At 69.5% G+C, this 21,866-nt stretch carries 20 protein-coding genes; 6 read left to right on the top strand and 14 right to left on the bottom strand.

What is annotated here, in order from left to right; translation table 11 throughout:
* Positions 1-7: 7 nt before the first annotated feature.
* Entirely contained in the window at positions 8-1,492 is a 1,485-nt protein-coding gene (locus ACOKM3_RS08465) for an argininosuccinate lyase (RefSeq protein WP_426898519.1), read from the bottom strand.
* A gap of 179 nt (positions 1,493-1,671) precedes the next feature.
* Here ACOKM3_RS08465 and ACOKM3_RS08460 point away from each other — a divergent pair, with 179 nt between their 5' ends.
* Positions 1,672-2,724, top strand: coding sequence for a LacI family DNA-binding transcriptional regulator (locus ACOKM3_RS08460; RefSeq protein ID WP_426898517.1), 1,053 nt, complete (start codon positions 1,672-1,674; stop codon positions 2,722-2,724).
* A 60-nt stretch (positions 2,725-2,784) separates the two neighbouring features.
* Here the strand turns inward: ACOKM3_RS08460 and ACOKM3_RS08455 are convergent, their stop codons facing one another.
* Genes ACOKM3_RS08455 through ACOKM3_RS08445 form a run of 3 tightly spaced genes read right to left on the bottom strand, consistent with a single transcriptional unit; the run spans position 2,785 to position 4,946 of the window.
* Positions 2,785-3,234 carry an NUDIX hydrolase gene (locus ACOKM3_RS08455; RefSeq protein WP_426898515.1) on the bottom strand — a complete coding sequence of 150 codons (450 nt, stop codon included), beginning with the start codon at positions 3,232-3,234 and terminating at the stop codon, positions 2,785-2,787.
* Positions 3,231-3,818 (bottom strand): HD domain-containing protein, encoded by a 588-nt coding sequence (locus ACOKM3_RS08450; RefSeq protein ID WP_426898513.1) that lies wholly within the window; start codon positions 3,816-3,818, stop codon positions 3,231-3,233. Before ACOKM3_RS08450 ends, ACOKM3_RS08455 begins: the two co-directional genes overlap by 4 nt.
* 12 nt (positions 3,819-3,830) lie before the next feature.
* Positions 3,831-4,946 carry a helix-turn-helix domain-containing protein gene (locus tag ACOKM3_RS08445; protein WP_426898512.1) on the bottom strand — a complete coding sequence of 372 codons (1,116 nt, stop codon included), beginning with the start codon at positions 4,944-4,946 and terminating at the stop codon, positions 3,831-3,833.
* A gap of 487 nt (positions 4,947-5,433) precedes the next feature.
* On the opposite strand from ACOKM3_RS08445, the gene ACOKM3_RS08440 reads away from it, so the two are divergent.
* The 4 genes from ACOKM3_RS08440 to ACOKM3_RS08425 all read left to right on the top strand — a co-directional run bounded on the left by ACOKM3_RS08440 (position 5,434) and on the right by ACOKM3_RS08425 (position 8,389).
* On the top strand, positions 5,434-5,961 hold the full coding sequence (locus ACOKM3_RS08440; protein WP_426898510.1) for an ATP-binding protein: 528 nt from the start codon (positions 5,434-5,436) through the stop codon (positions 5,959-5,961).
* A gap of 132 nt (positions 5,962-6,093) precedes the next feature.
* Positions 6,094-7,221: a radical SAM protein gene (locus ACOKM3_RS08435; RefSeq protein WP_426898508.1), complete on the top strand. Its 1,128-nt coding sequence runs from the start codon at positions 6,094-6,096 to the stop codon at positions 7,219-7,221.
* On the top strand, positions 7,218-7,421 hold the full coding sequence (locus ACOKM3_RS08430) for a hypothetical protein (RefSeq protein WP_426898506.1): 204 nt from the start codon (positions 7,218-7,220) through the stop codon (positions 7,419-7,421). The genes ACOKM3_RS08435 and ACOKM3_RS08430 overlap by 4 nt, the downstream gene beginning before the upstream one ends.
* Before the next feature lie 95 nt (positions 7,422-7,516).
* Positions 7,517-8,389: a GNAT family N-acetyltransferase gene (locus ACOKM3_RS08425; protein ID WP_426898504.1), complete on the top strand. Its 873-nt coding sequence runs from the start codon at positions 7,517-7,519 to the stop codon at positions 8,387-8,389.
* 376 nt (positions 8,390-8,765) lie between these two features.
* Here ACOKM3_RS08425 and ACOKM3_RS08420 read toward each other — a convergent pair whose 3' ends face one another.
* The 6 genes from ACOKM3_RS08420 to ACOKM3_RS08395 are packed head-to-tail and all read right to left on the bottom strand — an operon-like array spanning position 8,766 to position 14,423.
* Positions 8,766-9,737 (bottom strand): PDR/VanB family oxidoreductase, encoded by a 972-nt coding sequence (locus ACOKM3_RS08420; RefSeq protein WP_426898502.1) that lies wholly within the window; start codon positions 9,735-9,737, stop codon positions 8,766-8,768.
* Positions 9,738-9,764: 27 nt separating this feature from the next.
* Entirely contained in the window at positions 9,765-9,965 is a 201-nt protein-coding gene (locus ACOKM3_RS08415; protein WP_426898500.1) for a hypothetical protein, read from the bottom strand.
* A 35-nt stretch (positions 9,966-10,000) separates the two neighbouring features.
* Positions 10,001-11,086: a Rieske 2Fe-2S domain-containing protein gene (locus ACOKM3_RS08410; protein ID WP_426898499.1), complete on the bottom strand. Its 1,086-nt coding sequence runs from the start codon at positions 11,084-11,086 to the stop codon at positions 10,001-10,003.
* Between the two features lie 3 nt (positions 11,087-11,089).
* Positions 11,090-12,376 (bottom strand): cytochrome P450, encoded by a 1,287-nt coding sequence (locus ACOKM3_RS08405; protein ID WP_426898497.1) that lies wholly within the window; start codon positions 12,374-12,376, stop codon positions 11,090-11,092.
* A 15-nt stretch (positions 12,377-12,391) separates the two neighbouring features.
* Entirely contained in the window at positions 12,392-13,561 is a 1,170-nt protein-coding gene (locus tag ACOKM3_RS08400) for a serine hydrolase domain-containing protein (protein WP_426898495.1), read from the bottom strand.
* Positions 13,562-13,613: 52 nt separating this feature from the next.
* Positions 13,614-14,423, bottom strand: coding sequence for an SDR family NAD(P)-dependent oxidoreductase (locus ACOKM3_RS08395; protein ID WP_426898493.1), 810 nt, complete (start codon positions 14,421-14,423; stop codon positions 13,614-13,616).
* A 218-nt stretch (positions 14,424-14,641) separates the two neighbouring features.
* On the opposite strand from ACOKM3_RS08395, the gene ACOKM3_RS08390 reads away from it, so the two are divergent.
* Entirely contained in the window at positions 14,642-15,283 is a 642-nt protein-coding gene (locus tag ACOKM3_RS08390) for a TetR/AcrR family transcriptional regulator (protein ID WP_426898491.1), read from the top strand.
* A gap of 49 nt (positions 15,284-15,332) precedes the next feature.
* Here the strand turns inward: ACOKM3_RS08390 and ACOKM3_RS08385 are convergent, their stop codons facing one another.
* The 4 genes from ACOKM3_RS08385 to ACOKM3_RS08370 are packed head-to-tail and all read right to left on the bottom strand — an operon-like array spanning position 15,333 to position 21,858.
* Positions 15,333-16,400, bottom strand: a complete 1,068-nt coding sequence (locus tag ACOKM3_RS08385) for an isocitrate/isopropylmalate family dehydrogenase (RefSeq protein ID WP_426898490.1) — start codon at positions 16,398-16,400, stop codon at positions 15,333-15,335.
* On the bottom strand, positions 16,397-19,909 hold the full coding sequence (locus ACOKM3_RS08380; protein ID WP_426898488.1) for an indolepyruvate ferredoxin oxidoreductase family protein: 3,513 nt from the start codon (positions 19,907-19,909) through the stop codon (positions 16,397-16,399). The genes ACOKM3_RS08385 and ACOKM3_RS08380 overlap by 4 nt, the downstream gene beginning before the upstream one ends.
* Before the next feature lie 45 nt (positions 19,910-19,954).
* Positions 19,955-21,055, bottom strand: coding sequence for an SMP-30/gluconolactonase/LRE family protein (locus ACOKM3_RS08375; protein WP_426898486.1), 1,101 nt, complete (start codon positions 21,053-21,055; stop codon positions 19,955-19,957).
* A gap of 50 nt (positions 21,056-21,105) precedes the next feature.
* A complete protein-coding gene (locus tag ACOKM3_RS08370) occupies positions 21,106-21,858 on the bottom strand; it encodes an SDR family oxidoreductase (RefSeq protein ID WP_426898484.1) in 753 nt (250 codons plus the stop codon).
* Positions 21,859-21,866 lie beyond the last annotated feature (8 nt).

Below are 21,866 nucleotides of genomic sequence, written 5' to 3'. Positions count from 1 at the left end.
CCGGTGCTCAGGCGCGCTGCGTGGCCGCGAGCGCGACAGCGTCCCGCAGCAGCCGGGCGTCCGCCTGCGCCAGCCTGGCGTGCAGTTCGGCGCCAACGCGGCGGTGCTGGTCCAGGTCGAGTTCGGCTTCGTGGGCCAGTTCCTTGCGGCGTGCCGCCGATGTGCCGCCCTGGCTGGTGCGGGTCTCCACGAAGGCGGCCGCATCGAGAATCCGTGCCAGGTCCTCGGGGGCGTAATCGGCCAGCTCTCCGGGTGCCGACGCCGGATCCAGCGGGCCCGCCGAGGCGTTCGTCTCCTGAGCGGCGATGTACCGGGCGACCGTCTCGTGGGCCTGCCGGAAGCTCAGCCCGCGGGTGCGGACCAGGTCGTCGGCGAGTGCGCTGGCGGTGGACCAGTGGCGTCCCGCCGAGGCGCGCAGTGCCTCCTCGTCGATTTCGAGGGTCGTGACGGCCTCGGCGAGGAGGTCGAACGCACCGGCGCTCTCCCGGCAGTACCCGGGGATGCGGTTGTGGACATAAGCCTGGTCGGCGTCGGTGGACGTGGCGGAGTGCAGCGTGCCCAGCTGGCTCGCGGTCCAGCCCGCGGCCTCACCGGCCAGTCCCCGGATCCGCTCCAGGACGATGGGGTTGCGCTTCTGCGGCATCATGCTCGACGTCCCGCACAGTGCGGAAGAGAGCCTGACCAGGCCGACTTCGGAACTGGACCAGTAAAAGAGGTCAGACGCGCAGCGGGCCGCACCGGCCAGGGACAGGCCGAGCACGGCCGCGATCTCGGCGCCGCCGTCCTGTGCGGACAGCCCGGCGTCCCGGGCGTTGCGCACGGGCCGGGCGAAGCCGAGGTAGGAGGCCGTGGTCTCTCTGTTGATCGGCCACGACGTGCCGCTGTGCGCCGCCCCGCCCAGCGGGCACTCGTCGAGCCGGCGCAGGGCGTCGATCGTCCGGTCCAGCGCGCGCGACACCGGCCAGTACTGGGCGTTGAAGTAGTGGCCCAGTGTGGTCGGTTGGGCGTGCTGAAGGTGTGTGTAGCCGGGGGCGAGGACCGCGTCGTGGCGCTCGGCGGCGGCCAGCAGGGCCTCGCCCAGGCGCAGCATGGCGTCCATGGTGTGCAGCAGGGCCTCGCGGTCGGCCAGGCGGATGCCGGTGGACTTCTGGTCGATCCGGCTGCGCGCGCGTTGTATGTCGAGGCCGGACGGGCCGCACTGCTCTTCGAGGTAGCGCTCGATCTGCAGGCCGAGCGTGCCGATCGCGGGGTCCCCGGCCAGGACCGTCCTGGGGTCCGTGTCGAGCAGCCGAAGCAGGGCCGCAGCGATGGCCGCGCCCTGCTGCTCGCGGAAGATGCCCTCCTGAGTGAGCATCAGGGTGTGGGCCAGATCCATGCGGATGTAGTGCGCGACGGCCGCGGTCTCGTCGTCCAGCTCGACGGCGTTCACGTGGTCGACGAGACCTCGGGCGGGTCCGCTGCCGAGCCGGGCTTCAGTGAGGGTGGGACTCACGATTTCTGCTCCCTCCATGGCGCCATTGCCGATATGTAAACGTCAACATGGCCATGTAAACGTTGACACGCGGAGTATTGGATACCGGCACCTCCATGTCAACGTTTACATTGGGGGCACCCGCAGGTGACCGTGAGCAGGCCGGGCGGACGCACGACCGCCGCGCCAGGAGGAGAGACATGCCGGACGAGCGCGCAGCGCGGAGGGTCACCCTGCGAGAGGTCGCGCGAGCGGCGGGAGTGAGCACGGCCACCGTCACGCGCACGCTGCAGCACTCGCCGCGCGTCGAGGAAGCCACCCGGGATCGTGTCATGGCGGCGGTCAAAGAGCTCGGCTACACCCCCAACCCCATGGCCCAAGGGCTGCGCGACGGCCGGCGCGACGGCGCGGTCGGCCTGGTGACCAGCGGCTTCACCAACGTCTTTCAGGCTGGTGTCGCCGCCGGCGCCGAGCGTGAACTGCGCCGCGCCGGACTCCAAATGATCATCGCATCGACCGACGAGGACCCCGCCCGCGAGCCAGAGGTGGTCCGCGCCCTGATCGACCGCCGGGTCAGTGCACTGCTGGTCATGCCGGACAGCGACGCACGCGACCACCTGACCCCGGACCACACCTTCGGCACGCCGGTGGTCATGGTGGGCCGCCAGACCGGTGAACTCTCCGCCGACCTGGTGACCACGGACGACGACGCAGCCGTCCAGGAGGCCACGGAGCGGCTGATCGGCCTCGGGCACCGCCGCATCGCCGCGCTCGCCGGCCGCAGTGCCACCTTCCCCGCGCGCCGGCGGCTCGACGGGTTCCGCCGAGGCCTGACCGGCAGCGGGGCCGTCGAGGAGGACCCGAAGCTCGTGGTGAGCGAACTGGCGACCTCGGAGCAGGCCCGCACCGCGCTGCGAGCCATGTTGCGCCTGCCCCATCCGCCGACCGCGATCCTTGCCCTCAACCTGGGCATCAGCACCGGCGTCCTCCTCGAACGGCTGGCCGGCGCCGCTCCGTTCGCCTTCATCGGCTTCGACGAGACGGAAGTGTCCGCGGGGCTCGGCATCTCGGCGATCGTCCGTGACCCCCAGGACGTCGGCCGTCAGGCCGCGCGCCTGGCAGTGAGCCGCCTTGCCGAACCGGGCCTCGCGCCAAGGGTGTTGACCCTGCCCAGCCGCCTCGTCGCCCGCGGCTCCGGGGAGATCCCGGCGGACGAACTCGCGGCCGGGACGACGCCCCTGACCACGCGCTGACCACTGCGCGGCACGGTCGCCTCGGCGGCAGCAGCAATTGACGCCCAGGGCCGGGTGGAGTCACAAGGGCTGCGGTGGCGTCGCGCCCTCGCGCCTCGCCGTGAGGAGGAGCGCGAGCGGGCCTGCTGGGAGCAGAAAGCGTCCGCGCTCAGCTGCGTCGAGGGCGGAGTGGAGCGGCCACCAGTCGAGTTTGAAGTCCTGCTCGTTGTCGGTGAGTTCCTGTGGTCCGAGGGTCAGGTTCTGGGCGAGGAGGAGGTGGATGCGGGCGGTTGAGGCCAGCGTCATGGCGTAGTTGCCCAGAGAGGTCCAGGACGATGCGGTGACACCGGCCTCCTCCTTGAGTTCACGCTTGGCGCAGGTGAGGGCGTCCTCACCGTCCTCGCGTCGTCCTCCGGGAAGGAACAGAAAGTCGCCGCCGTGGTCAGGGAACGGGGCGCTGAGGATAGCGACCTTGCCGGTGTCGTCGAGGGCTGCGACGACGGAGGCGTCGCAGGCGGGTGCATCGTTCATGACTTCTCGCCGAGTGCGGCCCGGAACCAGTCCAGTGAGCCGGTCTTGAGTACGGCGTCGGCGAGGCCCTGGCCGGACTGGGTGGTGATCCGTCCGCGGGAGTTGTCGATCCAGCGCTGCATGTTGGTGTAGCCCTGGTCGCGGTACTCGATGCCCTGGATCATGCACTCCAGCTTGTCGGCGTCCCGGGCGCAGAGGGCCTCGGGTGATGTCTTGTCCTCGTACTCGCCGATCAGGTCGCGTACGGCGTCGGCCAAGCCTGCCGGGAAGCCTTGGACTTGGTCGTCGGCGATGTCGCGCGGGTTGGCTTCGGCGCCGCCGGTGTATTTCTTGCCGAGGTGGTTGACGTCCCCGGTGCGGGTTTCGCCGGTGTCGTGCCAGACGGCGAGGTAGGCGGCCTGTGCGGGGTCGGCGCCTTCGAGTTTGGCGATGATCGAGGCGATCACGGCGACCCGCCAGGAGTGTTCGGCGACGGACTCCGGGTCCTTGACGCCGCCCATCCACCAGCCGGTGCGTTTGGTGTTCTTGAGCGTTCCTGCCTCGTACAGGAATCGTGCCACCGGGGTCAGGTCGTCGTCGGCCACCGTGGGCTCCTCTCACGCCTCGGCGAGGCGGATCGCGTACCGGATGCTCTCCAGCTCGCGTTGACCGCGCGCGGAGAGCGCATGGCTATCCAACATCACTGGCAGCTTGTCGCGAAGGGCGCGGGAAGCGGCGCCGGATCGCAGGAGGTTGGGGCGGATCTGGATAAGGGACCACAGGGTGTGGATGTTCAGGGCCACGTACCCGTGTATGGGCGAGAGCCCGCCGACCAGATGTGTCAGGAGCTTGTCCCCTGGCCACGGCTGAGGGGATCCGTCGGCGATGAAGTCGTCGCTGAGCTGAGGTGTTGTCATTTCGCCGACCCAGTAGGCCCAGTAGGAGAGGTTGGCGGACTCGCCGGCATCGTCGTCCAGGAGTACGTGGTCGATGAAGTGGGCCAGGCGGTCGCGGTCGCCGTGCCGGGCCGCGACGGCGGCGACGGAACGTTCGTTGAGCCACGAGGTGAGCCAGTCGCCAGGCCGCTCGGTGCGCTGCTGATGCGCGAGCCAGTCCGCGCTGTCGGCTGCGTCGTCGTATCCGGAGAGGTAGAGCGCCTGACGACGCAGAAGGAACTCGCCCTCACCGCGGGCCTGCTCTGCGGTATCTCGCATCACGCCGAAGAAGCGGGTGCGCTCTGACGAGGTCAGTTCGGGCCCGGCTGGGGTCGGCCCGCGCCGTGAGCGGGGCGGGGGTGGCAGTGTGCGCACTGGGCCGGGTGGCACGCCGTTGAGTGGCCATGCGAGAACCTCGGCCAGGTCCCGCTGCATCACCATGACGCCGAGCGGGCTCTCGTCGCCGGGGTCCTGTTCTTCGAGGACACTCGCCAGGAGAACATCGGCTTCCAGGCCCCGCTCGAGTGCCTGCAGGAGCGCAGGCGGCGTGCCCATTTGCATGAGACGCGACCGGGTCGTGAGCATCTGCCCGACGGGCACGGAGGGGAGCGGACGCCGCCCGGTCTCCCAGCCGGCGATGGTGTCGACGCTGACCCGTAGATGTCCCGCGGCCTCCTCCTGTGTGTAGCCCAGCTGCTCTCGGATGACCCGTAAGACGTACCCGCTGATCAGGCCTGTTCGTGCTCGTGAAGCCGAACCCGTACCGCCGGTCGGGGTTCGGTGAAGGCTTGGCCGCATGGAGGCCCTTCCCGGTGCTTTGGACAGCAAGTCACCTGTACCCACAGTCACTTAAAGAGGCTGCGCCGACTCCATACCGTCGATGTCATCCCCAGAAACGAGATTAGAGGGAGGCCGTCGGCCGTGGGCTTTGTTCTGTATGGATCCATCCGAAGCGGGTCTGTCGATCGGCTGATGCTCTCCACCGGGGAGGCCGAGCGGTGACCCCACATGCTGTAACCAGACCCGGATCGGAACCTGGCGTTCAGGTGGTGGTGACCGGCGAGGAGCGCGCGGGTGCTGATGGACTGCGGCTCCTGCCTCCCGCCCCCGATACCGCGCACTCCCGATGGGATTGGACCCAGGACGGGGCGACATTCCCGCGTCGCGGGCAGCTGTCCACCGCGCTCCCCATCCGCCGGACCAAGCGTGACGTCGGGGCCTTCCCTGCACAGGTGCTGGACGGCGGGCCGGTCATCGCTGCCGGCAATCAGGGGGAGGGCCTGTGATGCGGGACGTCACCACATCCGAAGACTCTCAGTTGTTCACCGACGTCTTCCCTCGTGAAGCGCAGTCTGCCGGACCGGCCCGCGAAATCGTTCGGCGCGCCCTTGAGGCCTGGGGGCTGAACGAGGTCACCGACACGGCCACGTTGGTGGTGAGTGAACTGGTGACCAACGCGGTCCATCACGCCAAGGGCCACTCGATCCGCGTGACCGTCACCCGCGTTGCCGACACCCGAGTACGCGTAGCAGTCGTCGATCTCGCCTCGACGTCGGTGTTGGTCACCGTCGACGCAGACGAGTTCGAAGAACACGGACGAGGACTGTTCCTGGTGGAGGCGATGGCCGCGCAGTGGGGCGTCGACAGGTTCCGGTGGGGCAAGCGCGTCTGGGCCGAGGTAGAGCCCGAAGCAGCCCCAGAATCGCTGAATGGGGCCATCCCGATATGGCACACCGCCTCGGCTCAGGCCGTCTACCTCGCCGTTCTGTTGATCGCGATGGGCGCCCTTGGATACGGCGCGTTTGCGCGATGACTGGCGCCACGGACAACGTTCGTTCTCACTTCGTCGCCAAGGGCCTCAGGCCTGCTGCCTGACACCTGCCTCCGGCATGCAGCACCCTGCCGCATCGTCGCCGCGGGCACTTCTAGCGGAAGGACCCCACCGATGCACTCTCTGATCGTGAGCCCGTTCCTGGAACAGCACGTTCTCGTACGACCTGGCCACCGAGGCGGTGCCCTGCTGCCTGAGGAGAACTACGAGCAGCTCCGCTTACTCGAGTCCTCCAAGCCCGTTCCGGGCTGGCTCACGGAGGTCGTCCGTGGACAGTGGCCCGACCTCGACGTGTCCGACCACCCGGCCGGTGACGTCCTGCTCGTGCGGGAGCCGTCGCCGTGGGGCTATTCGAAGGCGAGTTGGGAGGTCAACCTCGGCTGCAACTACGCCTGCAAGCACTGCTATTTGGGCTTGAAGGTGCAGTCGGGCATGGACTGGCCCAGCAAGCGGCACTGCCTTGAGCTGATGGCGCAGGCCGGAGTGCTGTGGCTCCAGGTCACCGGCGGCGAGCCCACCCTGGACAAGGACTTCATGCGGTCCTGGCGCAAGGCCTACGAGCTGGGCATGATGCTCACTCTGTCGACCAACGGGTCCCTGCTGTGGCGGGCGAACCTCCTCAACCTGTTCAAGGAGTGCCCGCCCTACCGGGTCACCGTCTCCATGTACGGGGCGACGAAGGCCAGCTACGACGAGTTGACGCAGCGCGAGGGCGCCTGGGATCTGTTCGTGCAGGGCATGAACGCCGCCCGCTCGGCGCGGCTGCCGCTGCGCGTCAGCGTCATCGTCACGGACGACAACGCCCACGAGGAACAGGCGATGGTCGACCTGTGCACCTCCTGGGGCGTGGACTGCGAGGTCTACACGAACATGACGCCGACCATCTACGGCGGCGGTGAGGTGCTCGGCGCGCAGTCGAAAGAGCACCTGCGGCTGCGCAAGCAGTTCACCGGCTGCAACGCCGGACACACCTTCTTCCACATGGACCCGCACGGCCTGGTGTCCATCTGCAAGATCGGCCGCGACGACCAGATCAGCCTCCCCCACGAGGGGATCGAGGGCCTTGCCCGGCTGGGCGCGATCGCGGACCGCCTGATGCTTCGCACCGGAGGCTGCAGCGGCTGCAGTCTGTCCGGCTCTTGCACCGTCTGCAGGCCCCTGGCCAAGCACTACCAGGAGGCGAAGGCTCCGCTGGCGAGCTACTGCCAGCACGGACAGAAGAAAGCGAGGGTGAACGCATGACCGCAGTAGCAGTGGAGATCTCCCCGAGGCGCCCGCTCCCGGACGGCTCACCGACCCAGTCCGGCGAGCCGCCTTACTTCACACGCCCCGTCCTGGCCCCCACTCTCCAGGTCACCGCGGTCACGGCCGTCGCGGATCTGGACGAGCTGATGGACAGCGCCAAGTGCTCGTGCAACGCGGGAGACGACAACCCGCACTGACCTGATCAGCGCGTGAACCGGTCGTGAGTGAACAGGCCCTGACGGCAAGCCCGTCAGGGCCTGCGACACGTGTGCCCACTGAGTAACGTGCAGACATGCACTTCGACTGGGGCTGGATCGACCCCGTGATGCCTGTCCCGTACGTGCCGACACTGGGCCCCGTACGACCGCAGGACCCGATCCCCGACCTCTTCGAGGCCGTCGTCGAGGCCGCAGGAACCGGCCGGTTCCTCCCCTACGACAAGGACCGCCGCTGGTCCGAGACCAAGACCGAACGCCTCCTGGTCGACGACATCGTGCACAACGCGCACCACACCCTGATGCCCACGCTTCTGGAGCGCGGCACCGGCACGGTGAAGGTCCACGTCTACGGGACCGAGCCCAGCAGCCTGACCGCCGGCGCCGACCTCGCGGGCAAGCTCGCCCCCCTCCACGGTGCATCCAAGGCCCGGGTGGTCTGGTTCAACGGCCCCGACGAGCCCGAGAGCCGCACCCAGAGTGGGAGCACTCGCGTGCAGCTCAAGGACTTCACCGCCGGCCCCAGTGCGACACCCCAAGTGCCTGTGCGGGACTCCAAGGAGCTGACCGACGAGGCCGGATTCGATGTGTTCGCCGAGGAAATGGCGGCGGACGGCTTTGCGTTCCTCCACGAGCAGATGCGGGGTGGTGCGGTCGGTCCGGTCCTCACCGTGCTGCACGACAGTTGCGTGGCCGGGGCCATCGGGCCGATGGAGACCATGGCCGACGCGACGGGTGCGTTGCGTCTGCTGCCGCAGTACTTCGGTGTGCTGCCGCAGTACCGCGGCCATGGCTACGGCCGGGCCTTGTGGCGGGCCGCGATGCAGTGGGGGCATCAACAGGGCGCCGAGTATCAGCTGCTGCAGACTGAGGTGGGCGGCGCGTCTGACCGGCTGTGCATCACCGAGGGGCTGCAGTCCCTCGGCTTCGTCAATCAGATGTCGGTGTGAGCTGCGTTGGTCCGGCAACGGACCAGCGCAGCGGACCTGGTGAGCGACGGCTGACGCCGGTTACTCTTCGGGCCTGCACGCAGTGCGTCGACACGGCTACCCGGTACCACGACCTCGACCACCACGTTCAGACGCGCGAGCAGTGCGTCGGCGATCCCGCGCGGTGTGAAGAACACCGGGCGCTACGGCTCGCTTTGCCGGAGGCTCGCAGATGAGTGAGTACCGGCGCTTGTGCTGACACGATCAGGATCCCATCGACCAAGACCAACAGATCGACCGGCCGCACATGTTCAGTACCTTCGGCACTGGCGCGGCCCTCGAAGTGCAGCACCGATCCCAGGGGCCGGGACCCCTGTCCTGCCGCCACGTAGTGGGTTCATAGGTCAAGGACCAGCCGGCGGGAGTGACTGCGGGAGACGCAGATGAACATGACGTCCCCGGACGCGCGTTCCTTCTCGCTGAGCAGGGAGTCCCGGTGGTCGGGACGGCCCGCCAGAACCGCGGTCTCGCAGCTGCCGCACGTGCCTTCCTGACAGGAGGAGAGCACGGGGACCCCGGCCTCCTCGACGACCTCCAGGATGGATCGGTCGGCCGGCACGGTGAGTGTCTTGGCGGAGGCTGTCAGTTCGACCTCGAACGAGGTTGCCGGGGCGTCGTCGTCCCGGGCCTTCGGCACGAAGCGCTCGATGTGCAGAGCGCCCTCAGGCCACGAAGTGCACTGCTGTTCCACGGCGTTGAGCAGTGGCTCGGGGCCGCAGCAGTACACCGCGGTGTTCTGCTGCGGGGTCCCGATTGCCGCGTCCAGGTCGATGTGGCCGCGCTCGTCCTGCGGGCAGATCTCCACCCGGTCGGGATGTTCCTCGGCCAACTGTCGTGCGAAGGCCATGGATCCGCGGGTGCGGCCGCCGTACACGAGGCGCCAGTCCGCCTGCCGTCGCTCGGCTTCGGCGATCATCGGGAGGATCGGGGTGATGCCGATGCCGCCGGCGATGAAGACATAGCGATCCGCGTCGGCCAGCGCGAAATGGTTGCGTGGGCCCCGGACGCGCACCGTGTCACCCTCGGCCAGGGTGTCGTGCACGTGGACGGAGCCGCCTCGCCCGGCTGCTTCGCGCAGCACCGCGACCTGCAGGACGGACGTATCGTCCGGGTCACCGCACAGCGAGTACTGCCGCACGAGGTCGGGGCCGAGCACGAGGTCAATGTGCGCGCCCGGCTCCCAGGCGGGAAGTTGCAGACCCGAGGGATGTACGAAGGTCAGCCGAAGAACGCCCTCGGCGAGGGGCTCCTTGCGGGTCAGCGTCAGGTCGAGTTCGACCTCGGGACGCGGGGGTGTCGTGGTGGTCATGATCGTTCTCTTTCTGGACCGGCGCCGTCAGGCGAGGGAGCTGTCGAGATACCGGGGATCGGAGGCAGGTGCGGGCAGGGCGGCCGGGTCCGGCCCTTGCCGATGTCCTACGGGGTGTCCGAGCAGCCAGTTCCACAGGAGTACGGGGTCTTCGAATTCCTGCTCGGCGCCGCAGTGACAGACAGCGAGCAGGCGGTCGGTGCCGAGCACCCAGTGAATGCGGTACACGCTGTCACCGGTGAGTATCGGGGGGTGGAGGGGCTTCATCGGGTCGCGGCCACGGACTGTCCGGCACCCTGCTGCTCCGCCTCCCCGGCACCCTGCTCCGCAAGGCGGGCCAGGATCCGGCGGGCGGCGAGGCCGCCGGTGTCGATGTTGATGCTGAGTTCCTGGTAGCCGTCGGGCTCGGTGTCCAGGGTCTTCTGGAGCAGGTTGAGCGCGTCGACGTCCTGCATCACCACGGTGTGGTTGAAGTCCCGCATGAAGGTGGTGACTTCGTCGTCGTTCAGGGCGAAGTCACGTGAGACGGCCCAGAAGTCGTGGACCTTGCCCTCCGAGGAGGGGGTGATCGCATACGTGATCTCGGTGTGGAAGGCGTGGCCGTCCTCGCCGTTCGGGCCAGGGCCGGGGGCGCCCACCGGGGCGATCCGGCTGTGCAGCAGATACAGGCAGGGGGCGTGGTACTCGATGTCCTGCCAGCGGCTGATCCGTCCCTCGATACCGGTGGAACGGGCATAGAACGGCGGGCACTCGGCGTCGTCCATGTGACGGTTGACGCGGACGATGCCGGCCTCGTCGTCGACCTCGGTGGTGATGGGTGTCTCCGCGACCTCGGGGGTGCCGATGTAGCCGCCGTGCAGATACGTCTCGTGCGAGAGGTCCATCAGGTTGTCGACCAGCAGGCCGTAGTCACCGTCGATGGGCTCCATGCCGCTGACGGTGGTCCATGCGGGGTCGACCAGGTGGCGGGCGCGGGGGATCGCGGTCGGGTCGGCGAGGTCCGGATCGCCGATCCAGATCCACACGAAGGAGTCCTGCTCGACCACCTTGTACGAGCTGACCCGCGCGGTGCGGGGAACACGCTTCTGGCCGGGGACGTAGACGCAGCCGCCCGTGGTGTCATACGTGAAGCCGTGGTAGCCGCACACCACCCGGTCGCCGTCGAGGTGGCTCTTCGACAGCGGGAAGCGCCGGTGCACGCAGCGGTCGGCGAGGGCGACGACCTCGCTCGATTCCTCGGTGCGGTAGAAGACGATGGGCTCGCCGAGAATCGTGCGGCCGAGGAGTTCGCGACCCACCTCACTGCCGTAGGCGGCGACGTACCACTGGTTGCGTACGAAAGCGGTCATGACTCAGCTCTCCCTGGACTCATCGGTAGGTGTGGTGGTGGGGCCGTCCCAAGCGACCTGGAGGCTGCGGCGGATGGGCAGCATCGCCAGCGGAAGGAAGTCCTGGGGCTGGTCCGGGACGGCGTGCAGGCCGGCGAGGCGTTCGTAGGCCACGCGTAGCCCGATGGCGCCCTGCGTGCGGCCGAGCGGTGCGCCCAGGCAGGTGTGCCGGCCCTTGGTGAACGCGTAGTGCTCGCCGGGGTCCTCGCGGTGGATGTCGAAGCGCAGCGGATCGGTGACACCCGCGGGGTCGGTGTTGGCGCTCACCAGTGCCAGCCAGACCATCTCGCCTTCGCGGATGGTGACTCCGGCGATCTGTGTGTCGGTGGTAGCGACCCGGGAGGCGAACGGGGCCGAGGGGCGGCGGCGGACGGTCTCCTCGAAGACACGCGGCCACAGCGCGGAATCGGCCTGGGCGTCGGCGAGTTGGTCCTGCTCCGAGGACAGGAACAGGATCGCGTTGGCCATGGCCTGGGCGGTGGTGTCGGTGCCGGCCGCCGCGAACTCGGTGAGGTGCATGGCGATCCGCTCCACCGACAGGGCCGGGTCGCCCTCCCGGTCCTTGGCGGTGGCCATCAACGTGATGATGTCCTTGCCGGTGCCCTCGCGGCGTTCCTGCGCGAGCTGCCGCAGGCGCAATTGCGCCGTGGTGTAGCGCTCCCAGACCTCACTGTGCTCGGGCTCCCGCATCGGCTCGCGGCCGCTGGCCAGCACCCGGAAGTGATCGTCCCGCAGCTGCCGCATCAGGGACTCGTCCTCGGCCGGGAGGCCGAGCAGCGCCATCAGGGTCTGGGTGGTCAGCTCCAGGCAGTACGTCTCCATCAGTTCCGCCGCGCCGAGGTGGGCGAAGCCGTCGATGATGCGGTGGGCCCTGGCCTCGATCTCGGGCGCGAGTGCCTCGATGACCGGCTTGAGGAAGCCGCGCTGCGCCACCTTGCGGGCCGCCGTGTGCTTCGGCGGATCCATGCTGATCATGATCTCGGCGATCAGCTCGGGCGGCACCACGTCGGCGTACTTCTCGGGAACGGGCAGGCGCCCACCGTTGGCCTGGCAGGACCAGGTCTCCCAGTCCATGAGGACGGCGTCGACGTCGGCGCGGCGGGTGACGATCCAGGTGCCAAGCGGCTCGTACCAGAACACCGGAGTTTCCTCGCGTGCCCGCTGGAAGACGGCTGCGGGGTCGCGCAGGTAGGTGGCGCTGTACGGGTCGAACTCCGGGGGCGGAGCGGGACGGTTCACGGTCTGCGTCATGTGTGGTCTCCCGGTTCAGATCGCGGCTGCGGCGGCGAGGGTGGAGAGGCGCTGGAAGCGGAGCAGGTTCTCGCTCTCCTCCATGACTCCCGACGTGAGGCAGGCGAAGGTCATGTCACGCTCCGGGTCGACCCAGAACAGGGTGGTGCCGGCCCCGTAGTTGCCGTGTGTGCGCGGGCTCGTGGTCGATCCGAAGAAGGAGGCGTGGGTGCCCGAGCCGGACAGCGCGAACCCGAGGCCGAAGTTGCCCGGAGGTACATCCCAGCCACGGGCCTCGGCGAGGCCTCGGTAAAGGTCGTTGGGCAGATCGCCGGTCTGGTTGGTGGTGGCCAGGTCGAGGATGGCGGGGGACAGCAGACGGCTGTCGTCGATCTCGCCGCGTCGGCGGAGCATCTCCGCGAAGGTGTGGATGTCCTCGACGGTGGAGACGGCGCCCACCCACGGCATCTCGGCGTCCTCGGTGATGATGTCCTCCATCACCTCGATGTCCGAGGTAGACAGCCAGCCGCCGTCGGGGAAGCTCGCCCGGATCGGCACGTAGTGCTCGCTCCACGCCTTGGGGGCGCCCAGTGCGGTACGGGCCATCCCCAGCGGTTCGAAGATCTCGCGCTGCATCAACTCCCGTACTGAATCGGCTCCGGTGCTCCGGCGCACCATCTCCGCCATGAGCGCGTGGTTGAGCGCGGGGGAGTAGTTGAGGGTGGTGCCCGGCTCGCCGACGACGTCGAGCTGGCAGATCGCGTCGATGACCTTGTCCAGGTCGCCCAGTTCCTCGTACGGCAGCGGGGTGGGGGTGGTCACGAGGCCCGCCCGGTGCGTGAAGAGGTGGGCGAGGTTGACCCGGTCCTTGCGTGCGGTACGGAAGCGGTCGCGGCCGAAGAACTCGGGTATGACGTCCACGACCCTTGTGGTCAGGGCGAGTTGGCCGCGGTCGATGGCCTGCAGGGCGAGCACGTTGGTGAACGCCTTCGTCATCGAGAAGATGCGGTAGACGTCCGTGGCGGCGGAGGGACGGTCGGCCCGGCGGTCGGCGTAGCCGATGGCGGCGTTCAGCCCGATCTCGCCGTGGCGGGAGACGATGATGTTCGCGCCGTCGTAACGCCCGGCCTCGACGTCGGCCTCGATGGCCTGCTGCAGCCGGCGCAGGGCGGCGGAGTCCAGGGCGGTGTGGTCTTCGTTGATCACAGTGATGCCTCTTTGCGGGGTGGTCTGCTGGGGTCGGTGTGCGGGCGCCTGATCACATGTGCAGGCCGCCGGAGGGCGACAGGGTCTGGCCGGTGTAGTACGCGCTGTCGTCGCAGGCCAGGAACAGGAGCGTGCGGGCGAGCTCGTCCGGTGTGGCGGCGCGGGCGATGGGCTGCATGGAGACGAGCTGGGCGACGATCTCCGGCGGCTGGGCGTTGAGCAGGGGAGTGTCGACCGAGCCGGGGGCGATGGCGTTGACCCGGATGTTGTGCGGCGCCAGTTCGCCAGCTGCGGCCCGGGTCATGCCGAGCACACCGGCCTTGGAGGCCGGGTAGTACAGCGGCATCGCGGCGCCGATGAGCGCGGCCACGCTGGAGATGTTGACGATCGAGCCGCCACCTGACCTGCGCATCAGAGGAGCGGCCGCGCGCAGACAGTAGAACGGCCCGGTCAGATTGACGGCGATGACCCGGGCGAAGTCCTCGTCGGTGGTGTCGGCGAGGAAGGCGGGGTGGAACGCCTCGCCCCGCTTCCCGGCCTCGAACGCCTTGATGTTGGCTTCGACCAACTGGTCGTTGGCTTCCTTGGTGGGCGCGTTGATGCCCGCGGCGTTGATCAGGACGTCGAGCCGTCCGTGCTCGCGCTCGACCTCGTCGAAGGCGGCGTTGACCGCCGCACTGTCGCTGACGTCGAGAGCGATCCCCTTCGCCCTGGCGACGCCGGACAGGGACTCCTCGACCTTGTCGGCGGAGAGGTCCGCCCCGACGACCGTCGCGCCCTCCGCGGCGAAGAGCCGCGCCGTGGCGGCGCCGATCCCCGATGCGGCACCGGTGATGAAGGCGACTTTTCCGTCCAGCTTCATGGGATTCCTCCTGTGCTCGGCTCTGCCGACCGGTGGCTGAGCCGGTGTGGTGGGCGCCACCATGCCACTTCGCTGGACACGTGTCTAGTAAAAAGATGGATGTCCAGTGGTAAGTTCGATGACATGATCCGAACACCAGAAGTCGGCCCAATTGCCCTGTCGGGCGCGGTTGCCCGGCCCGGTGTCACGGGGTTCCGGCCTGATGGCAGGCGCGGCCGATGAGTGAGTCCGTGGGTGCGGGCGCGCGTGCGGCGCAGCGCTCGGCGACAGGGGAGACGCTCCGGGAGGCGCAGAAGCGCCTGACGCGGGAGCGTCTCGTCGAGGCCGCCTTCGACGCGTTCCGTGAGCGCGGCTACCAGTTGACCAGTGCCGCCAATATCGCGGCGGCCGCCGGAGCGAGCCGGGCCACCTTCTACCTGCACTTCCCGAGCAAGGCTGAAGTCGTCATCGAGCTCCTGGAACGCATAGAGCCCGATGTGCTGGAGGCCTATCGCCGCCTGGACGCTCCCGACAACACCTCGCTGGCCACCACGCGCGACTGGGCCCGGGATGTCGCGGACTGGTGGCAGCGGGACCGCCTGCGTTTCGAGGCGATGGAGCAGGCGCTGGCCGTTGAGCCCAGGGTCGCCGAGCGCTGGTACGAGAGCCTGCGCCGGGCCGCGGACTCCATGACGAACCACCTGGACCGGTTCGCCGAAGGAGCGGAACGTGACAAGGAGCGGCTCCGGCTCCTGACGCTCATGGCCCAGCTCGACAGGACCATGTACTTCACGGCCGTGTGCGGTGTTCCGCACGACCGTGAGCAGCTGGTCGATGTGCTGGCGGAGCAGTGGTGGGCGGTGTTGGGCGCGGCGCGCTGACGGTGGGTGCCGGCCGGGCTGCCCCTTCCTTCGGACGAACCGGCACGCGTCAGTTCAAGCCCGCGCGTACCGCCGCTGCGAACTCCTCCGTCGAGGCGGAGCCGCCCTGGTCGGCGGTGAGTGACGTCGCGTCCCGGTAGACCCGGACGACCGCCGCGTCCAAGCGGGCGGCGGCGTCCGTGAGTCCCAGGTGTTCCAGCATCATGACGGCGGACAAGATCTGCGCCGTCGGATTGATCAGCCCCTTGCCGGTGAGGTCGGGCGCCGTGCCGTGGGAGGGCTCGAAGTAGGCGAAGTGCCGGCCGTAGCAGCCACTGCCTGCGACACCGAGGCCGCCGACGAGGCCCGCCGCCAGGTCGGACAGGATGTCCCCGTACAGGTTGGGGAGCAGGACGACGTCGAGGTCCTGTGGCGCGACGACCATCCGGCGGGCGAGGTCGTCCGCCAGATAGCTGGTCACCTTCACGTCCGGGAAGTCGTCCGCCACCCGCAAGGTGACGTCACGGAACAACCCGTCGGTCACCGGGAGGACATTGTGCTTCGTGCCCACTACGAGGTGGGCCGTGTCCCCGCGTTGCCGTGCCCGCCGTCGTGCGATGCCGAAGGCCGTCCTGGCGACGTTCTCGACGCCTTCCGGGGTGACGGCCTTCAGGGCGAACCGGCCCTCGGTGTCCGCCTGTCGGGGGAGCTCGGGGCGGTCGCCGAGACCGAGCGGTGCCAGGTCGGACCAGGGCCCTTCGAGGCCGATGTAGAGGTCCTCCAGGTTCTCCCGGACGATGACGAAGTCGATGCCCTCGGCCTCCCGGAGAGGAGTGGCCGTCGAGGGGAGCCGGCGGATGGGGCGTACGTTCGCGTACGTTCCCTTGCCCCAGCGCAGGTAGCGCAGCAGCGGTACGCAGCGGCCGCTCGCGGCGCCGAACAGAGTGGCTGCGCTCGCGTCGATGGCGTCCCTGGCCGCGGCGAGGCCATCGGGGTCGACCTCGACCCACTCGATCCGCGGGGCGACGGCGCTCACCAGGTCCATGGTGGGACGGACGACCTCCGGCGAGGAGTCGTCGCCGAGAACCACCGTGACCCGCAGGGGAGTCGAGTCGCGGCCTTCGGTGCCTGAAGTCATGCCGGAGCGTCCTTTCGGGAGTACGTGGAGCGGAATTCGTCGAGCGCGCCCTCCAGCCGCTGCCGGTACTCCGCGACGTTGGCGAGCTTCACCTCGTCGTATCCGCGGACCAGGTCCGGCAGTTCGGCGATGGCGACGGCGGCGTCGAGGGACTCGGGGGCCAGGCGGTCGAGGAGCACGGGCACAACGGCCCGGTATTCGGCGATCAGTTGGCGTTCCGCGCGTCGGATGCGGTCGAGGCCGAAGGGGTCCAGAGGTGTGCCGCGCAGTCGTCGTGCGGCGCGAAGCGTCGTGAAGGCGGCCGACGCCGTCCGCTCGCCGAGCCGGATCTTCCGGGTACGGCCCAGGGCCTTGAAGACGGGCGGCATCAAGTGGAACTGCAGAGTGCCACCGCCTCCGGACCGGCGGAACGTGTCACGGAAGTCCAGGTGCAGCCGGGCCACTTCGTACTCGTCCTTGTAGGCGAGCAGCTTGTAGAGGTGTGTGCCCACCGCGGCGGTGAGCCGGGTGCTGCCCGGCGCGGCGGAGCGCTCGGCCCGCCAGACCGTGTCGAGGTCCACGAGGAACTCTCGGGCCAGGCTCACATTTTGATACCGAGTCAGCTCGTCCGCCCATCGACGCGTCCGGTCCGCGAGGTCGTCCGGGAGGCTCAGGTCCCGCACCAGGCGCGCCACCTCAGGGCTCACGGACCTGTTCTGTCCGCTTCGTGTGCCGAGGGCCCGTCGCACGGCGTCCGGCTCGGCCACCCACGCCCGTCCCCAGGCGAACGCCTCGTGGTTGGCCCGCACCGCCACGCCGTTCAGCTCGAACGCCGCCCGGATCCGCTCGGCCGGGATCGGTAGCCAGCCGGCCTGGTAAGCGGCCCCGAGTACGACCACGTTGCTCAGCACGGAGTTGTTCAGCAGGTCCTCGGCGATGGCGCCGGCCGGCACGGTGACGAGCAGGTCGGGGGCGTACGCCGCATCGATGGCCGCGTGGATCCGGCGCACCGAATCCGGGGCCTCGCGCGGCTCGTTGACCATCGCCCCGGTGGGCGAGACGTCGGTGTTCATCACGACGCGGGTGCGGTCGTTCGCGACGGCGGCACGGGTCGGTTCGGCCAGGGCGACCACGGGATCGAAGCCGAGCAGCAGATCGCAGCCCGAGGAGTCCGCCCGGTTGCCCGCGGGGACATCCGTGCCGAGCAGCAGGTCGGAGACGACCGGGCCGCCCTTCTGCGCCGTGCCGGTCTGGTCGAGCGCCGCGGACTTCAGCCCGTCGGCGAGGGCGGCCGCGGCCAGCACCTGATTGACGGTGACCACGCCCGTCCCGCCGATGCCGGCCATGCGCACGGTGAACACCTCGCCGGCCGCGATCCGGTCGGGAGCGGGTTCGGCAGGCAGGGCGGGCGGTTCGGGCGGTGTGGCAGGCGCCGGGCGGCTTCCGCCACCGGTCACCGACACGAACGACGGGCAGTTGCCGTCCACGCAGGAATAGTCCTGATTGCAGGACGACTGGTGGATGCGTGTCTTCGGGCCGAACTCGGTCTCCACCGGTTGCAGGGACACGCAGTTCGACTGCCGCGCGCAGTCACCACAGCCCTCGCACACCCGCTCGTTGATGTGGACCAGTGCTTCGGGCTGCTTCGCCTTGTCCCGCTTGCGCAGCCGACGCTTCTGCGCGGTGCAGATCTGGTCGTGGATCAGCACGGTCACCCCGGGCACGGTGGTGAGTTCCTCTTGGGCCTCGAGTAGCTTCTCCCGCCCGTACACAGTGGCGTTGCGGGCGAGGCGGACGCGCTTGTAGCGGCCCGGCGCGTCAGTCGTGACGATCGTGCGGACGACACCCTCGGCCTCCAGGAGCCGGGTGAGGTTGGCGACGTCCGCGCTGCCGCTCGGGGTCTGGCCGCCGGTCATGGCGACCGCCGTGTTGTAAAGGATCTTGTACGTGAGGGTGGCGCCGGAGGTGATGGCCTGCCGCAGGGCCAGGTGACCGGAGTGGAAGAAGGTGCCGTCGCCGATGTTCTGCACGAACGGGGCGGCCGGCTGAAGGAAGGGTGCCATGCCGGTCCACTGGGCGCCCTCGCCGCCCATCTGCGTACTGCTGGTGATCTCGCCGAACCGCTCGTCCATCCCCGCGACCATGAGATGGCAGCCGATGCCCGCGCCGACCAGGGTGCCGTCCGGCACCTGCGCCGAGCGGTTGTGCGGGCAGCCCGAGCAGAAGTACGGGGTCCGCGCCGGGAGGGCCGTCAGTTGCAGTGGCCGGCCGACAAGGGAGCCGTCCTTCGACGGCTCCGGGGCAGGCTTGAGGTCGGACTTGCGGCCGGCGCGCCGGAGCAGCAGCGAGGCCACGGTGGGCGCCGTGAGAGTGCCGTGGGAGGGGGCCAGGACCCGGCCCTCCTCGTCCGTCTTGCCGACCAGTCGTGGCGGCGCGGGCAGTGCGGTCAGTTCGCGCGCGATCAGCAGTTCAAGGAAGGCCCGCTTCTCCTCCAGGACCAGCACCTCGTCCAGGCCCTGCGCGAACTCCCTGATCTGGGCGCCGTCCAGCGGCCACGGCATGCCCACCTTGAGCAGTCGGACACCCGCCCGGGACAGGTCGGCCTCACTCACCCCGAGCCGGGCCAGGCCGTGCAGCAAGGTGAAGTAGGTCTTCCCCGGGGCCACGACGCCGAGCCAGTCGTGTTCCGCGCGCAGGGTGATCCGGTTGAGCTGGTTCAGGCGGCCGTACTGCCGGGCGATCTCCAGCCGTTCCGTCTGGATGTTCTGCTCGGCCGTCAGGGTCATGGGCGGCATCAAGGGGCCGCCCGACCGGTGTGTGTAGGTCTTGGCCGGCAGCCGCGGCGGGCCGCCGGGCTCCACGACCACGGTCTCCGAGCCGTCGGCCACGTCCGTGACGATCTTCATCGCGGTCCAGAGCCCGCAGGCACGGGACAACTCCACGGCGTGGTGGGCGAAGGGGAGGACCTCGCCCACAGTGCCAGGGAAGAGGATGGGCAGCATCAGGTCGTGCAGGGCCCACTCGGAGGCGCTGGGGAGGGTGGACGACTTCGACGAGGGGTCGTCGCCGACGAGCATCACCGCACCACTGTGCGGCCCGGTGCCCGCGTGGTTGCCGTGGCGGATCGCGTCGGCGGCGCGGTCCAGGCCCGGCGCCTTTCCGTACCACCAGCCGGTCACCCCGGTGACGGTGGCCTGCTCGCGGCCCTCGACGTACTGGGAGCCGAGGACGGCGGTGGCGGCCAACTCCTCGTTGACACCGGGCTGGTGCACGATGCCGAGCGGGCCCAGTGTCCCGGCCTGCTTCTCGATCTCCATGTCGATGCCGCCGAGCGGGCTGCCGGGGTAGCCCGAGACGAAGCCCGCCGTGTCGAGGCCGGCCCGCTGGTCGCTGCGGCGGCGCTCGACGACGGCTCGGACGAGGGCCTGGATGCCGGTGAGATGGACCTCCTCTCCGTATCCCTCATAGCGGCTCGCGAACCGGGCGGCCGAGTCGGTGCCCGGGCCGGCGGCCGGGTGGGTGGCTGCCATGGAAGGCCTCCGTCTGTCTCTCTACGGTCGGAAAGGGGGGAGTGGTCAGCTGCTGTGCAGCCGGGCGATGCGGGTGCCGCGTACGCTGCCGAGCCAGATCTCGTCGCCGACGGGGTTGGCCACCGTCGCCATGCCGAAGTCGCGTGTGCCGGTCCCGTAGGTGAGGCGGGATCGCATCGAGTGCGGTGCGAGCGAGTAGATGTCGAAGCCCGCGTCGGGGCACCGTGGCAGGTCGCCGGCCTGGCAGGACTGGAACTCGGTGTAGGTGAGGTCCTGTCCCGTCACGAGGAGCCGTCCGTCGCGCCCCCAGCGGAGGTTGTCCGGCATGAAGGGGAACTGGACGGCGGATCGGCGGGCTGTGGGCCTGGGGTGATCCTGAAGCGGGATGCGGTGGACCTCGCGGTTTCCCCAGGCGGCGACGAACGCCCATCGTCCGTCACGGGACACTTCGACGCCGTTGGGGCCCGCGAGCCGACTGCCGGGCAGCGTGCGCCAACCCTGGCGCGGCGACCACCGCAGGACGTCACCGGTCGGCTCACCCTTGAACATCGCCTCGAACGGATCCGGCGCCGCCGGGTCGAAGAAGTTGGTGACCACCAGGTCGTGGGTGCCGGGGACCGGTGCCACGCCGTTGGGGTAGGTCCCCGGCGGTGTCACGACACAGCCCTTCCAGGTCAGTTTCAAGTCTGTTGCGTCGTTGCCGGGCCGGACGTCGAAGACCTCCACGGACTCGCGGCCGCCGTGGTTCACCACGTACAGCGTGGCTCCGCCGCCGGGCCCGGCCGCGATGTTGATCCCGTGCGGGGACGCTCGTGTCTCGTCCGGCGGGCCGGGGCAGTCCGGATAGGTGCGTTGATCCCAGGCGGTGTCGTGGGCGCCCTCGGGCCACACTTCCACTGGGTGGCGCGCCGCTGCGTCGATCGCGTAGAGATGCCCGCTGGACGCGGAGTCGGACTGCGGGTCGGCAGACATGCCGCTGGCGATGACGGTGTCGGTGCCGGGGACGGACACGAGGTCCTCCGGATTCCCCACACCCTGGACGTAGTCCAGCGTCATCCGGTGCGCGGGCGGGGCGGCCGTCGCGGGCGCGCCTCCTACCGTGGCAAGGGTCAGGGCTGCCAGGGCGAGCGGGACGAATCGTCGCACCGTTCCCAGAAGACTCCGCCTCATCGAGGGGCCACCTCTCGTGTTGTCGGTCACTGGATGCTTCGCCCGCCGTCCACGTCGAGGCAGACGCCAGTGAGGAAGCCCGCCTCGGGGGAGGCCAGGTAGCGGATGGAGTCGGCGACGTCCTGCACGGTGGCGGTCCGGCCCATCGGGATGCCGGCGACCATGGCGGCGCGTACGTCGTCGGGGATCCGGTCCACCCCCTGCGCGCCCTGGACGAAGCCGGTCTCGGCGACCACCGGGTTGACGGCGTTGACCCGTACGTTCGGGGCCAGTTCGGCGGCGAGGCCCCGGGTGAGAGTGAGGACCGCGCCCTTGCTGGCGTTGTAGACCGTCATGCCGGGACGCGGGCGCAGTGCACCGATCGAGGCCACGTTCACCACCGAGGAATCCGGCCGCTCCCGCATCACCGGCACCGCGTACTTGCAGCACAGGAACACCGAGCGGACGTTGACCGCCCACATCCGGTCGGCGTCCTCGACCGGCAGGTCCAGCATGGGCATGGACCGGTGCGGCACACCGGCGTTGTTGACCAGGACGTCGATGCCCCCGAACTCGCGCACCGCGGTGTCCACCATGGCGCGTACGGACTGCTCGTCCGAGACGTCGGTACGCACCGCGACGGCCCGCTCCAGTTCCTTCGCCACGCGGGCCGCGCCGTCCGCGTCGATGTCGGCGACGACCACGCGCGCTCCGGCCTCCGCGAAGGTGTGTGCTGTGGTCTGCCCGAAGCCGCTGGCGGCGCCGGTCACGATGACGGTCTTGTCCTTGAAAGTCGGCATGTCCACTC

This window comes from Streptomyces nidicola, assembly GCF_050106155.1.
In the GTDB taxonomy this organism is placed as follows: domain Bacteria; phylum Actinomycetota; class Actinomycetes; order Streptomycetales; family Streptomycetaceae; genus Streptomyces.
The sequence above is the reverse complement of the archived record's forward strand: the minus strand, read 5'-3'. Positions and strand labels throughout refer to the sequence as shown.

Coding starts and splice junctions, on each gene's coding strand:
- ACOKM3_RS08410 (WP_426898499.1), bottom strand. CDS start 11,086: ATGACCGCTTTCGTACGCAACCAGTGGTACGTCGCCGCCTACGGCAGT.
- ACOKM3_RS08395 (WP_426898493.1), bottom strand. CDS start 14,423: ATGAAGCTGGACGGAAAAGTCGCCTTCATCACCGGTGCCGCATCGGGG.
- ACOKM3_RS08370 (WP_426898484.1), bottom strand. CDS start 21,858: ATGCCGACTTTCAAGGACAAGACCGTCATCGTGACCGGCGCCGCCAGC.
- ACOKM3_RS08380 (WP_426898488.1), bottom strand. CDS start 19,909: ATGGCAGCCACCCACCCGGCCGCCGGCCCGGGCACCGACTCGGCCGCC.
- ACOKM3_RS08455 (WP_426898515.1), bottom strand. CDS start 3,234: ATGAACGATGCACCCGCCTGCGACGCCTCCGTCGTCGCAGCCCTCGAC.
- ACOKM3_RS08405 (WP_426898497.1), bottom strand. CDS start 12,376: ATGACGCAGACCGTGAACCGTCCCGCTCCGCCCCCGGAGTTCGACCCG.
- ACOKM3_RS08425 (WP_426898504.1), top strand. CDS start 7,517: ATGCACTTCGACTGGGGCTGGATCGACCCCGTGATGCCTGTCCCGTAC.
- ACOKM3_RS08385 (WP_426898490.1), bottom strand. CDS start 16,400: ATGACTTCAGGCACCGAAGGCCGCGACTCGACTCCCCTGCGGGTCACG.
- ACOKM3_RS08440 (WP_426898510.1), top strand. CDS start 5,434: ATGCGGGACGTCACCACATCCGAAGACTCTCAGTTGTTCACCGACGTC.
- ACOKM3_RS08430 (WP_426898506.1), top strand. CDS start 7,218: ATGACCGCAGTAGCAGTGGAGATCTCCCCGAGGCGCCCGCTCCCGGAC.
- ACOKM3_RS08420 (WP_426898502.1), bottom strand. CDS start 9,737: ATGACCACCACGACACCCCCGCGTCCCGAGGTCGAACTCGACCTGACG.
- ACOKM3_RS08435 (WP_426898508.1), top strand. CDS start 6,094: ATGCACTCTCTGATCGTGAGCCCGTTCCTGGAACAGCACGTTCTCGTA.
- ACOKM3_RS08390 (WP_426898491.1), top strand. CDS start 14,642: ATGAGTGAGTCCGTGGGTGCGGGCGCGCGTGCGGCGCAGCGCTCGGCG.
- ACOKM3_RS08445 (WP_426898512.1), bottom strand. CDS start 4,946: ATGCGGCCAAGCCTTCACCGAACCCCGACCGGCGGTACGGGTTCGGCT.
- ACOKM3_RS08460 (WP_426898517.1), top strand. CDS start 1,672: ATGCCGGACGAGCGCGCAGCGCGGAGGGTCACCCTGCGAGAGGTCGCG.